General features: G+C 42.1%; 13 protein-coding genes. 4 read left to right on the top strand and 9 right to left on the bottom strand.

The window, feature by feature from the left end:
- Positions 1-165: 165 nt before the first annotated feature.
- Positions 166-762, top strand: coding sequence for a hypothetical protein (locus QQ041_RS07955; RefSeq protein WP_285953524.1), 597 nt, complete (start codon positions 166-168; stop codon positions 760-762).
- A gap of 185 nt (positions 763-947) precedes the next feature.
- Here the strand turns inward: QQ041_RS07955 and QQ041_RS07950 are convergent, their stop codons facing one another.
- The 4 genes from QQ041_RS07950 to codB form a co-directional block, all read right to left on the bottom strand.
- Entirely contained in the window at positions 948-1964 is a 1017-nt protein-coding gene (locus QQ041_RS07950) for a GGDEF domain-containing protein (protein ID WP_060981653.1), read from the bottom strand.
- 424 nt (positions 1965-2388) lie between these two features.
- Positions 2389-2601, bottom strand: coding sequence for a cold-shock protein (locus QQ041_RS07945; protein ID WP_004730009.1), 213 nt, complete (start codon positions 2599-2601; stop codon positions 2389-2391).
- A gap of 361 nt (positions 2602-2962) precedes the next feature.
- On the bottom strand, positions 2963-4240 hold the full coding sequence (locus QQ041_RS07940) for a cytosine deaminase (RefSeq protein ID WP_285953523.1): 1278 nt from the start codon (positions 4238-4240) through the stop codon (positions 2963-2965).
- Positions 4241-4249: 9 nt separating this feature from the next.
- The gene (gene codB / locus QQ041_RS07935; protein WP_060981651.1) at positions 4250-5488 is read right to left on the bottom strand and encodes a cytosine permease; all 1239 of its coding nucleotides are present in this window, start codon (positions 5486-5488) and stop codon (positions 4250-4252) included.
- A gap of 15 nt (positions 5489-5503) precedes the next feature.
- Here codB and QQ041_RS07930 point away from each other — a divergent pair, with 15 nt between their 5' ends.
- Positions 5504-5809, top strand: coding sequence for a hypothetical protein (locus QQ041_RS07930; RefSeq protein ID WP_285953522.1), 306 nt, complete (start codon positions 5504-5506; stop codon positions 5807-5809).
- Between the two features lie 435 nt (positions 5810-6244).
- Here QQ041_RS07930 and QQ041_RS07925 read toward each other — a convergent pair whose 3' ends face one another.
- Complete coding sequence (locus tag QQ041_RS07925) at positions 6245-7468, bottom strand: HlyD family secretion protein (protein WP_146492746.1); 1224 nt, start codon at positions 7466-7468, stop codon at positions 6245-6247.
- Positions 7462-7812 (bottom strand): MFS transporter, encoded by a 351-nt coding sequence (locus QQ041_RS07920; RefSeq protein WP_146492747.1) that lies wholly within the window; start codon positions 7810-7812, stop codon positions 7462-7464. Before QQ041_RS07920 ends, QQ041_RS07925 begins: the two co-directional genes overlap by 7 nt.
- 133 nt (positions 7813-7945) lie before the next feature.
- Here QQ041_RS07920 and QQ041_RS07915 point away from each other — a divergent pair, with 133 nt between their 5' ends.
- A complete protein-coding gene (locus tag QQ041_RS07915; RefSeq protein ID WP_146492748.1) occupies positions 7946-8953 on the top strand; it encodes an AraC family transcriptional regulator in 1008 nt (335 codons plus the stop codon).
- Between the two features lie 20 nt (positions 8954-8973).
- Here the strand turns inward: QQ041_RS07915 and QQ041_RS07910 are convergent, their stop codons facing one another.
- The 3 genes from QQ041_RS07910 to QQ041_RS07900 all read right to left on the bottom strand — a co-directional run bounded on the left by QQ041_RS07910 (position 8974) and on the right by QQ041_RS07900 (position 11236).
- Positions 8974-9384, bottom strand: coding sequence for a hypothetical protein (locus tag QQ041_RS07910; protein ID WP_060981647.1), 411 nt, complete (start codon positions 9382-9384; stop codon positions 8974-8976).
- Positions 9385-9408: 24 nt separating this feature from the next.
- Positions 9409-10062: an OmpA family protein gene (locus tag QQ041_RS07905; RefSeq protein ID WP_285953521.1), complete on the bottom strand. Its 654-nt coding sequence runs from the start codon at positions 10060-10062 to the stop codon at positions 9409-9411.
- A gap of 217 nt (positions 10063-10279) precedes the next feature.
- Positions 10280-11236 (bottom strand): LysR family transcriptional regulator, encoded by a 957-nt coding sequence (locus QQ041_RS07900; protein WP_285953520.1) that lies wholly within the window; start codon positions 11234-11236, stop codon positions 10280-10282.
- A gap of 132 nt (positions 11237-11368) precedes the next feature.
- Between QQ041_RS07900 and QQ041_RS07895 the strand changes: the two genes are divergently transcribed.
- Positions 11369-12130 carry a hypothetical protein gene (locus tag QQ041_RS07895; protein ID WP_285953519.1) on the top strand — a complete coding sequence of 254 codons (762 nt, stop codon included), beginning with the start codon at positions 11369-11371 and terminating at the stop codon, positions 12128-12130.
- The last annotated feature ends 32 nt before the right edge of the window (positions 12131-12162 follow it).

The following is a 12162-nucleotide window of genomic DNA, read 5'->3' as shown; positions in this document are numbered from 1 at the left end:
TAAAATTTTTGTTGTGAAATTGTATGTAAAAAAGCGCTAATCTACAAACTAAGCAATTCACAAAATGACAAATAAATTAAACGTTAGTTTGGAATAATTGCTCTAGGACACATTTTCGCTGTAGAAATCGGTGAGTTTCACCGGACTGGTCAAGAGGGAAAGACTATGAATATGCTGACATTCGATAAAACAGAAATCCAAAAACAATCAAAGCCATTTATCGCTGAAGCTGTCTTTGCCGTGGAGACAATCAGTGCCAACCAGCAAACTGAGAAGCAAGTTAAAGCAAAACAGCTGCTTGATCGACTATTCCCACTAGAGAATGGCTCACACCAAGACGTAACCAGCTATGTAGTCGATTACCGTCATATCATGGCTTACTTTAAAGATGGCCAGCATAGTGGCCTAAAGCACCCTAAACAGTTTGTAGCGTACATGGGGGAGAAGAATGACCCAGACTCAATCTTATTCCGAGATGGCAGTGGCAGCCACTTAGAGGTGATGTTTGGTTGCCATAAAGAGACGGGTTGCATCGAGTTGGTGGAGATTGATGATATTCAGTTAGAATCATGCACCACATTCGGCCAATCACCAATGGAAGCTACGACTACAATGCGCGAAGAGACTATCGCAGCTATGCGCCACTGGATCAGCTTGATTCAAGGTGATTCAAAAGGTAAACCAAAGGCATGTAGCGAAGATAAAGAGTTCAGAGCAAAGAGTGGCGAAGATTACTGCTTGAATTACTGCTATCAGCTTTAGTGTCACAAAGTAGGTTCAGCTCGCTGTAGAGTTTTAACCCTGTAAGTAATAAGTCAATACTTATAGCTGAACAAAAGCCGCCAAGATTAACGTACTAGTTAGTCCTGGGGGCTTTTTGTTGTTCTTTTTAAACGTATGTCGATGAATGCTTCACTGCCTTTAGTTAAGTCGTGTCAGTGATAAAGCTAAAGAGGCATGACTCGATTGCGACCAAGTGATTTTGCTTCGTAAAGCAGTTTATCTGCACGTTCGATCAACGATTGTGCTGATTCGCCGGGTTCAAGTTCAGCAACCCCAAACGATGCGGTGATGCTGCCGACTTGTTCACCACTGCGGCGATCTTTAATTGACAGCTTTTCAAGAGATCGACGATTGGTATCTGCGAGCTGACGGGCAATACGCAAAGACTTGTTTGGCACTATGAGTGCGAACTCCTCACCGCCAAATCGATAAGCAGAGATACCTTCTCGGCAACTTAGCTTCAGCTTACGAGCAATTCCTTTAAGAACCATATCGCCAAACAAGTGGCCATAGGTGTCGTTGAAGTTTTTAAAATGGTCGATATCGAGAAGAATCAAACACAAAGATTGCTGCGCTTCGCACAAGGTTTCCATATCTCGATCGAAAGAGCGTCGGTTATAGAGTGTCGTAGTGCTATCAAAGAGTGCATCTTTCTGAACTTCTACCAGCTGGCTTTTAAGCTTGGTGATTTCTGACGTTGCAGAGTTTAGCTGAGAGTTTAAAAACTGAGTGGAGTGACGAATGTGACGTGATTCAGAAACCAGTTGACGAACCAAAGACATGACTTCATCGATCGATAAACTTTCATTATCAACACGAGCTAAATCTTCAAAGCTTTTATCGATCATGTCAGAAAATGCAGAGGTGTCGGTCAGGGTGTCGTTCATCGAATTCGAAACTTCAGAAACTAACAGTTCCAAATTAGCGCGAAGGTCATTGATATTTGTTTCGGATTTGCTCGCAACATAATTGTTATATAGCTGCTCACCAACGGCTGGAGGGCAAATACCGTAGTGTTCTAAAACACCGTCCATGTCTTGAGTCAGCTGTGGGATAGCGTTATCGACATAGGTGTACCAAAGTGCGTAATTTGCAGGTGTAGTAGACACCCTGTTTTTCATCATAAGAGGCACCGCTTTTTTTAGATTTGCGGTGGATTTCTGAAATTCGTCTTTGTTCATTATTTTTACTGCAGATACCAAAATAACTAAAGCCACTTGTCGACAAGGTTAGCGGATTTCGCAGGTATTTGCTTTAAAAATTATATGATTAATGGATGAGGATTGGATAAATAACTCATTTTTATTATGAATATCGATTGCGTATTCATATGTAAGATCTAATGGGTTGTTCTTTAAACATATTTTTGGTTATTCACTTTGTATCAGCGATGTAAATATCAACACTAAAGCTTAGCAATGATTTCAGAAAATGACGCTCTAAATTGATGAGTAAAAGTGTAGTTGTTTGAAATAGGGGGCTAGAGATTGAAGAGTGTGGTAGAGGAAGTTATCAACGGAAAGGGAGTGTCGAAAACTTTTCGACAGATACAAAAAAGCGCCGATAAAAATCAGCGCTTTAAAATTCTTTTTAGCTAAAAGCTAATTATTGAGCAACAACGTTTGCTGCTTGTAGGCCTTTTTGACCGTTTTCAACTTCGAAAGAAACCTTTTGGCCTTCTTTCAGAGTTTTGAAGCCTTCAGAAGCGATTGCACGGAAGTGTACGAATACGTCAGCACCGCCGTTGTCTTGAGAAATGAAACCGAAACCTTTCTCTTCGTTAAACCATTTTACAGTGCCAGTATTTGTGTTAGACATAATTTGTCCCTTATTCATAAATTTTCTAAATTGTTGATTGCATTACTGCAATGCGCTGATAATTGAATTATTTAATATTGCTAAGAAATAAGGAAAAACTACTTACAAAAACGGGTAACGATTTTACATGTCATTTTTTACTATTCATCTAACTTAAATAACTCCGGCTAACAGAGCGAGTGCATGTTAACACAGTCTTTCCTGTTGTACACTCATTGATTGAGAAATCAGCGAGTTTTTTTGTCATGTTGTGCTGGTTAACAAAAACTACCTAAAATAGCTGATGGTTTTATAAAATTACGCGCCATGACAAACTGAAAAGGAAGCCTAAGCCTCCTTTTCATGATTAGTATAGACGATATTAACGCTTAAAGTTGATATCTTCAGTCTGATCTAAGTTAATTTTTGTTCTAGCTGGTTGAGTCTCTGCAATCACCTTACCGTGACGCACAGAGTACTGCACTGGTACCTGGCGACGTACTGCATCAAAGCCATTGTCAGCAGGAAGAATCAGTAGGCTACCAGGCTTACCTTCTTCAATACCGTAGTTGTCTTGGATGTTCAGCGTGCGAGCGGAGTTATTACTGATCAGATCAAGCGAGTTGTTGATTTGGTCGTAGCCCATCACTTGTGTTACATGCAGCCCCATATGTAGTACCTGAAGCATGTTCGCTGTACCTAGTGGGTACCATGGGTCAAACACATCATCGTGGCCGAAACATACATTGATGTTTGCCGCTAGCATCTCTTTAACTCGTGTCACGCCACGACGTTTTGGATAATCATCAAAGCGACCCTGTAAGTGAATGTTCACTAACGGGTTCGCAACAAAGTTGATACCAGACATCTTCAATAGACGGAATAGGCGAGAGGCATAAGCACCGTTGTATGAACCCATCGCAGTAGTGTGGCTAGCGGTGACCTTTTCGCCCATTTCAAATTTATGAGCAAGGGCTGCAAGTGTCTCAACAAAACGAGATTGCTCGTCGTCGATTTCATCACAGTGAACGTCGATCAAGCAGTTGTATTTACGTGCAAGTTCAAATACATAATGCAGCGATTCAACACCGTATTCGCGAGTGAATTCAAAGTGTGGGATAGCGCCAATCACATCAGCTCCGATCTTCACTGCTTCTTCAAGTAACTCTTTGCCATTAGGGTATGAAAGAATGCCTTCTTGAGGGAATGCAACGATCTGAATGTCGACCCACTCCTTCATCTCTTCACGAACTTCAACCATCGCTTTTAATGCAACTAAGGTAGGGTCAGACACGTCAACGTGAGTACGAACGTGTTGAACACCATTAGCAATTTGCCATTTCAGTGTTTGCTTCGCACGAGACTTTACGTCTTCAATTGATAGTAGTTCTTTACGCTCAGCCCAACGCTCAATACCTTCAAACAGAGTGCCAGAAATGTTCCAGTTAGGTTCTCCAGCTGTTTGAGTAGTATCTAGGTGGATATGCGGTTCACAGAAAGGAGATACTGCAATGCCACCTTCAGCATCAAGGATGTCACCTTGATGTTTAATTTGTGCGTCATTATCGAGAATGCGAGAAAATTGACCATTTTCAATCAGGATTTGTTTCAAGCCCTCTTGGTCTTGAAGTTTCGCGTTCTTGATTAATAAGGTTGTCATAGTGTGTCCTTAAGCGGCCTGAGATTTCAGAGCTTTTTTATTCAATAGAGGATTTAGCACGAGGTAACTGATTGCACCGCCTAATACTGCGTTTAAAGGAACAACGCCAGGTAGAAAGTGACCAGCGGCTACGCCTGTTGCTACCGCGATAATGCCAGCCCAGTTAACGGTTTGGAACTCTGCGTTTGCAAAATCTTTGTAACGTTTACGATTCGCGAAGAAGTCGGCGATGATTACGCCACCAATGGGTGGGATTGCCAGCGAAAGAAAGGTTAACCAACCTACGAAGTTGTTGTATAACCAAAGCGCAAAAATCGTACCGATAATGCCGTTAATGATAGACATTGTAGTACTTGAGCGGCCTGTAATGTTAGATAAACCCAGACCCGATGCATAAAGTGCATTTTCATTGGTCGTCCAGATATTCAAGCCAAGCACGATGATAGCTGGAAGAAGTAGACCTTGAGCGATCATGACGTCTGAAATGTCAGCTTGGCCAGTTGCGGCAGCGCCAGCAGCACCAAAGATGAACATCAGTGAGTTACCGATAAAGAATGCGACCATAGTAATCAATACTGCACTTGCTGGCTTTTTACCAAAGCGAACGAAATCGGCAGTCAACGTACCCGCACTTACAAACGAACCGACAACCATTGCTAGGGCCATAGAGAAGTCCATTGGTGTTTCTGGTTTGATAAGTTGTAGCTGCTCTAAGCCGCCAACGCTATCTACTGCTGTTAATACTGAGTAACCACCAAGAATGGCAATGGCAGGAACGGCGACCGCCGAAAGCACCATGAGCGCTTTGATACCGAAGTACACGGTTCCAGTCATTAGTAAGCCAGATACTATAATCAGGGTATTGGTATCAATGCCAGTCGCTTTTTGTACTGGAATTGCGAACATTGCCACACCTACTCCAAACCAACCGACTTGTGTACCGCCAAGTAGAGCAGAAGGGAGCCATGAGCCTTTGGTACCGAAAGAGAAACGAGCTAGAAGGTGAGTAGAGAGGCCAGTAGATGAGCCGATGTAGCCAAGAAAAGAAGTGTAAATACCGAGAATTAGGTTACCGATGAGAACGGCGAGGAAGAAATCGTTGAATGAAAGGCCTGTCCCGAGTGAACCACCGGTCCACATACTTGCAGAGAAGAAAGTGAGCCCAAGCATTACCATGGTGAGTGAAGCGACTCCTTTCCTAGCCGATGTAGGAACCGGCCCTAGACTGTAGTTATTATCAGCAGCCATTTTTTACCTCCGCAAATGATCAAAATTAAATTTAACGGTCGCCGTATTGCAGGCAAACGTGCGCATTATGGTGATATAAATCACGTAGTCAATGCTAATCTTGTCAGTAAAGGTAGTCAAAAATCAGTTATTGCACTAATTGTCTTATATAACATAGGGTTATTTTTTCTATTTATTTCAAAAAAATCAATAGAAAACGTTTTCTATATCGAATTGGGTATCTGCTGCTTAGGGTTGGCTATGAATGTTGATTATTATGCGTTTGAATGGGTGTCTGTATCGAAAGGGGAGCGGTTGACCAAACTGCAGGTAAAAAAATAGCCAATCGCAATAACCGCAATTGGCTTATATATTTCGTGAACAATAATAGGTTCACTAACAACGTCAGTTGGCTAGGTGACCCTCGGCTTAAGAAGGGTCATTAGTTACATTGCAGTTAGTGTGCCAACTCTAATAATCTTGTTTATTGGTTGTTTTATAGCAATTTGGTGCGTATTTGGGCTATTTATTCGCGTTTCAGTATTTCTGCCTTGCGTTTTGCAAATGCATTTTGCAATTAGTGGTGATTTGGTGATTTGGTGATTTGGTGATTTGGTGATGGTTGAAAGAAGAGCTAATTCTTTGGCTATTGGCTATTGGCTATTGGCTATTGGCTATTCTTTGTGCTTAAAGTCTCTCATTTTAGGTTTAAGTGACGAGAAAGCCCGTGTGATACCTGATCACACGGGCTTTGTATTTTTTCACCAATGAAGGTGTTTAGATAGAGTAGAAGAAGTACAACTGAGACTTCATCCGAATGATTATTCCGCGTATTACGTCTAGGAATGCCATAAAACCGATCGGCTTCTCACCGCTTACCCACGCTAACCCGACAGAACCAACTGGAATGTCGTAGCCCTCTGCTTCGTCGATTTTTAAACGAACAAAGTGGTGCTTGTTCTGAACGTTTCGACCAGTAGTGACACGTACCTGTTCATCTATACCTAGCAAGCTCGCTTGTGCTTCCCCCGTCGCTTCAACGATACCCTCAACCGTTGCAGAAAATATTTTCCCCGGGTATACCGCTGTTGCAAATTCTGCTGGTTGACCCACCTTAATATTACGAATCGCTTGGTGATTGACTCGCATCAGTACGTACTTTTCTTCGGTATACATCTGAATACGAGGCATTAACGAAACACGCTGTCCTTCACGAAGAATAAAGTTCGTCACAAAGCCGTCAGTTGGTGCAGTGATTTTGGTACTGTTAAGATCCCACTGAGCTTGCGCTAATGTTGCCTTCGCTGAATCGACCTCAGTCTGTTTCTTGTTCACATTGGTTTCAGCTTTGTGGATGTTTAATTTTGCATTCTCGGCATCGACTTCTTTCTTGCTAAGCTGAGATTCTAATGTGGTGACGTTATGTGTCGCTAAGTCTACCTTCGCTGTTTGTTGGTCGATGTCAGTTTCAGTAATCGTATGCTCTACGACACTGTTTTGCTTCTGGTAACGATCAAGCGTCTTTGATTGCAGCACTAAGTCTGTCTTTGCTGATTCTATCTGCGCGACTGAAGCCTTGATGTCTTCAAGTGCCGATTGATAGCTTATTTTAGCAATGCTCACTTCTTGGCGTGCTGTATCGAGCGCAACCTCTGCAGACTCAAGCTGAACGCTAGCTTTGTCTTTTGCGATGACATATTTGGTGTCATCAATTTCATAAATTAGCTGTCCTTCAGTTACATCTTGATTCGGGTGGATGTGGACTTTGGTGGTCTTACCCGACACATTAGTTGAATCTGGACGTAATTGGATATGTGGGGATTGAACGACAGAGCCTCCTGATAAATCCATCGGAGTGAAGTTGAGTAGGCCAACCCATACAAATAGTAACCACGATGTACCACCGAGATATGCAAATGCCTTGGTGCCTTTATTCCAAGGCATACCAACAAGTCTGAGTAAGTAAATGAACAGTGCCCAAATTGCTAAGCCTTCTAACATGCTTGGCTCTCCTCATCTTGCTTGTCGGAAGTTGCTTTGTCCCTAGGTGCTACTGGTGATTTCCAAGTATCTCTTAGATTGATGATGGCTTTTTCCATGTCAACAAAGGCTAAGATAACGGCTAGTACCCATACCCAGTGCCATACAAAACCAATCCATGTTAATGCGGTGATCAAACCGAGTTGTTGATGCTCTTTACTGTGAGCCTTATTGATTGGTAATTCATGCACACGCCAGAAGCCGTAACATGCAGCAGCGATGGTTGCGATTAACACAACGCCTGCCACTACGTGTAGTGCGGTATCTGCGCCGGTTCCGACAAATGGGACACTGACTAAACTCATTGATAAACCCTAGGTTAAATTGAGCGCCGAGTGTGATTGATATCAGATTTAGAGGTTGAAAATTTACCAATTACTTTAATAATGATGCCAATATGATTTGATCTGTAATGGTGACTTCTAAGTATGGTGGCTAATGAATAATTGTAACTTCTTAAGAGCATTAGGAATTTTGGGTATTTACCAACATGCGATGACCAATAAGCTCGTGAATGTCGAGCAATTAGGCATTCCCAGGTCGGTATTTAATAATCCGATGAATCTTATTCCTGTTAGTGAGGTGGATAAATGGTATGGCTTACTTCAGCACCAAACTGGTGACTCCGATATTATTTTGAAACTCGCCGATAGAGTCGATATTGAAAGGTTAGGTCCTCTTTCTAATTGGTTTTTCTCTGGACGCGATCTGGCTTCAAGCATACGCCGAGTTAACATTGGACTGCACTGTTTGCAATCTGGCGCCTTTCTCTATGGCACTCAAGTTGGAAAATTTATCAAGTGGTGTTACGACAACCCAGCTTATAGCGAGGCGGGCAAAGTCCATGATTCTATTCGAGTCGCCATCTTTATGATGAAGATATTAAGGCGCTACTTGGGAGACGATTTTACCCCTGCAGCTGTGTCTATAGCTGGTTATCGAGAAAACACTCAACTTTATCAAGAGTACTTTGGGTGCAACATTCAATGGGGACAACCACGAACTGAGATTTGGATACCAAGCAACTTGAGATTGTCGATCAACCAATCCCCTTCAGTTGGCAAGATGAGCTTGGCGATGAACTTTCATGACTTAGATCATTATCTCAACATGCCCGATGCCGCTGATGAGCATAAGGTGGCCTATGAAATGATCAATTACAGTCGCCATTTCGGACTCCCAACGCTACATAAAGTATCAAGTTTACTCGGTTTATCTGAGCAGCAATTTCAACGTCGATTACATAAATTAGGTGTCAACTTTTCTACCGTTATGGGGTATGCGTTAAGTAACGTGGCTGTAGAGCTTTTGATGTATTCAGTGCCGATAGAAGAAGTCGCGACGAGGCTAGGCTATACCAACGTCGCGAGTTTTAACCGGATGTTTAAGAAACATCGAGGTCTGACACCTAGACAATATGTGGAGCGCTTGAACAACAGTCTTTGAGTAACAAGGCTTTTCTTAGCCTAAGCGCTCACATTTTTTCTGATCTTGTAGTTTTCGTACCAGTAACCAAGAGTATAGGTACAGATGGTGATGTCTGTAATGGCGAACGGGATGAAACTGGCGTTCAAGTGTGCTGTTTCTGGATTGAAAAAATTCGAAACGAACAGATACACCATAAAGAGCTTTTCGAGAAACGAGTACAGGATGATTGATTCTCTCCAGCGGCGTACGTAGGCTGAAGCTGCAATAAAGAATCCCATTAACCCAACCATGATTCCCCAGTGTCTGAACAAAAACACATAGTTAGAGTCGTAGGGTAGGTTGTTCATATCAAGCAGCGCAGTTTCAGGGTTAATTGCATAAATCCCTGCGTACATTGTAACTAAGCCGCCAATCACAAGGAAAGGTTTGAGAAAACGGTTAAAGAACATATTAAGGCTCCTTTTGGTGATTGATTAATTCAAGGCCAAAATATTGATTTCAACACGGCGATTACAGGCTCGGCCTGCTTTCGTGTCGTTCCCGCAAACAGGGTAACGCTCACCGTAACCTTGTGTTACGACACGACCAGATGCAACTTGCTGACCGATAAGGTAGTTACCAACAGATTGTGCGCGCTGTTCTGAGAGTGTTTGGTTACTTGCATCGTTGCCGGAGCTATCGGTATGTCCTTTGATTTCTAAGCGTGTATCTGGGTATTCCCCAAGAACAAGCGCGACACTGTTTAAGGTTGGGTAAATGCCGGATGACAAATGATATGATCCCGAGTCAAAGCCAATGCCATTTTCCATCACCAGCTGAAGCTCTTTGTCGTTGATACGTTTAACCTGTACACCAGAACTTACCAGTTGTTGACGTAGTGCCTGTTCCTGTTTATCCATGTAATAGCCTGCACCTCCACCTACAACTCCACCAATAGCCGCACCGCGCAGAGCGTCAGAGCTATCTCCTGTCGCAGCACCGATTGCCGCGCCCGCCAACATGCCGGCTAAAGCACCTTTGGTTGCTGAGTTAGTTTCGGTTTCACCGGTGGTGGCATTTTGTCGTTGAGTTGCCTGGCAGCCCGAAAGCAAAGCCGCGATAGAGAGGGTTACGATTACACGTTTCATTGAATCTATACTCTTAATTAGTGAGTGACTAAATTTAGTTATATCTATGAGTGTTATCTTAATCGGATTAATATAAATAATGATCCGAAAAAATACTGCAATAAAGGTTTTTTTAAAAGATAATCATTATATGTTTTTATAAATGTTATTCTTCGACATAGAATTAATTCTCATATCATCTAATTTAGGTTTTTTAATCAGTAAATATACCCAATGACTATGTATTTATCTTGGTTCTCAGTTTTAACGTATCTAATTTCTCTTGTAGAGAAGTTCGTACAATATTGATACAGAATCTGTATAAAGGGTGGTTGTGATTTCGCTCTAAGTAGTAAATAGAGTGGCTCATTTGATCTGGTGCTAGCTCGTTTAACCAAGCAGGTTGGATGCAATCAATCGTATTAGGACACATTGAGGCAGAGAGTGTTTCGGTAATCGCTAAAATGTAAGAATGTTCAGCGAGACATGTTAAAACAGACATACTGGCAGAGCGATATTTAAAATTAAAAAACTCAGGGGCTCGACGCTCTAGTATTGCGTTGAAGTCAGTGAGCCCGGGAACCAGAATGCCACCCGTTGGATATTTATTGAAACCTTCCAATTTAAAATTCCCATCAGACCATGGGTGGTTTTTCCTCATGATAACAATGGGTTCACTAGAGGTGAGAGCAACGGAACGGATAGATTTTGGTGTGTCAATTGGACCGAAATTCAACCCAATATGGACATCGCCATTTTGTATGTCGGTGAGCGTTCGATCTGTCCAGGTAGTGACATTCAGTTTTGCTTTGGGAAATGAGTTAAACACAACCGAGCTCGTTAATTCTGTAGCCATCGCTTCAAGAAATACGCTTGATACTGCGATAGTGAGTTCACCATTGAATTCACTTGGATCTTCAAAAAGTTCTGAAAAAATCCGATTGTCTAGCGCATCGAGTTGCTCATTTAGGCCTAGACCAATAGCATCTGCTCTATGGGTTGACTGTAACTTACCATTGGCTGAATAAAATAATTTGTCGCCAGTGTAATCACGTAATTTTGCTAATGTTTGGCTAACCGCCGATGGGCTAATACCCAATGCCGATGCAGCCAACTTGGTGCTTCTATGAATGTAAATAGCATCAAACACGCGTAGATAATTTAGGTTCACCTGTTCATTATATTTTTTGTACATAATATCCCTATCCTCTGCTTAACATTATTAATCGATGGAATAAGTGATGCTTATTTTTCGTATAAGTAGCGTGGAAATAGTCATCTAAATATAGTGGCACCATCTTCTTAAGTGTCAGTTTTGGTGTATACAATGAAAAATATTAAAATCGCTTCTCTTTCTCTAATTAGTACAGCATTAGTTTTGGCTTCAACTTCGGTATTTGCAGAGCAAATTTCTGAAAAAAACAGTCATGAGTATCATGATGCTGACCCTCGAAACAGCAGCATGAGAGCGGCGGTATTTTCAGATGATGAAGGCGAACTTAAACTCCTTGCTGGTGGTGGTGCTTCAGGCCTCACCAGTGATATATCTCAGACGGTTGGTTTCGCTGAATATTACACTCAGTCAGAGAATGCGCGATTGAGAGCTGCTCACTTTGATTCTTTTGGTGGTGTTTATGTAGATGTTTACCAACTAAAAGACGCAGCGAACATGTACACCACAGGTTATATGCTGCCGTTAGGTAGTGAAGATGGCACCTTGTTTTTCCCTTCGTTGAACTATACCTATGTCGATGGTGGTGATGCGTACTCAACATTGAACGGATTAGGCGCTCCTCTGCAGGGCAACGAAGAAGCGCATTTGGGTTCTGTTAACATGTATGCATTACACCCTTGGAACGATACTCACTTTTCGGTATTTAATATTAATCTTGGTTCGTCATACGGTGGCGCTGAAATGCAGGTTGCTAACCTAATGTGGCTGCAAGGCATCAAAACCAAAGTAAAAGACAAAGATTTCAACATCATGTTTGAATTTAAATACGATGTGATTTCTGTTCAAAATGAGCGAGGCATTGATGAAACTTCAGAAGAAGTGACCGCCTCGGTTGGTATTGATTACCGCTTTTAATATTGATAACAAAACGCTGAACTTGAGAGTTC

It is taken from the genome of Vibrio sp. TMPB1044 (assembly GCF_030442075.1).
Lineage (GTDB): Bacteria > Pseudomonadota > Gammaproteobacteria > Enterobacterales > Vibrionaceae > Vibrio > Vibrio satsumensis.
The sequence above is the reverse complement of the archived record's forward strand: the minus strand, read 5'-3'. Positions and strand labels throughout refer to the sequence as shown.

Excerpts from the sequence above, each read along its gene's own strand:
- QQ041_RS07955 (WP_285953524.1), top strand. The coding sequence starts at position 166 with ATGAATATGCTGACATTCGATAAAACAGAAATCCAAAAACAATCAAAG.
- QQ041_RS07950 (WP_060981653.1), bottom strand. The coding sequence starts at position 1,964 with ATGAACAAAGACGAATTTCAGAAATCCACCGCAAATCTAAAAAAAGCG.
- QQ041_RS07945 (WP_004730009.1), bottom strand. The coding sequence starts at position 2,601 with ATGTCTAACACAAATACTGGCACTGTAAAATGGTTTAACGAAGAGAAA.
- QQ041_RS07940 (WP_285953523.1), bottom strand. The coding sequence starts at position 4,240 with ATGACAACCTTATTAATCAAGAACGCGAAACTTCAAGACCAAGAGGGC.
- codB (WP_060981651.1), bottom strand. The coding sequence starts at position 5,488 with ATGGCTGCTGATAATAACTACAGTCTAGGGCCGGTTCCTACATCGGCT.
- QQ041_RS07930 (WP_285953522.1), top strand. The coding sequence starts at position 5,504 with ATGATCAAAATTAAATTTAACGGTCGCCGTATTGCAGGCAAACGTGCG.
- QQ041_RS07925 (WP_146492746.1), bottom strand. The coding sequence starts at position 7,468 with ATGTTAGAAGGCTTAGCAATTTGGGCACTGTTCATTTACTTACTCAGA.
- QQ041_RS07920 (WP_146492747.1), bottom strand. The coding sequence starts at position 7,812 with ATGAGTTTAGTCAGTGTCCCATTTGTCGGAACCGGCGCAGATACCGCA.
- QQ041_RS07915 (WP_146492748.1), top strand. The coding sequence starts at position 7,946 with ATGAATAATTGTAACTTCTTAAGAGCATTAGGAATTTTGGGTATTTAC.
- QQ041_RS07910 (WP_060981647.1), bottom strand. The coding sequence starts at position 9,384 with ATGTTCTTTAACCGTTTTCTCAAACCTTTCCTTGTGATTGGCGGCTTA.
- QQ041_RS07905 (WP_285953521.1), bottom strand. The coding sequence starts at position 10,062 with ATGAAACGTGTAATCGTAACCCTCTCTATCGCGGCTTTGCTTTCGGGC.
- QQ041_RS07900 (WP_285953520.1), bottom strand. The coding sequence starts at position 11,236 with ATGTACAAAAAATATAATGAACAGGTGAACCTAAATTATCTACGCGTG.
- QQ041_RS07895 (WP_285953519.1), top strand. The coding sequence starts at position 11,369 with ATGAAAAATATTAAAATCGCTTCTCTTTCTCTAATTAGTACAGCATTA.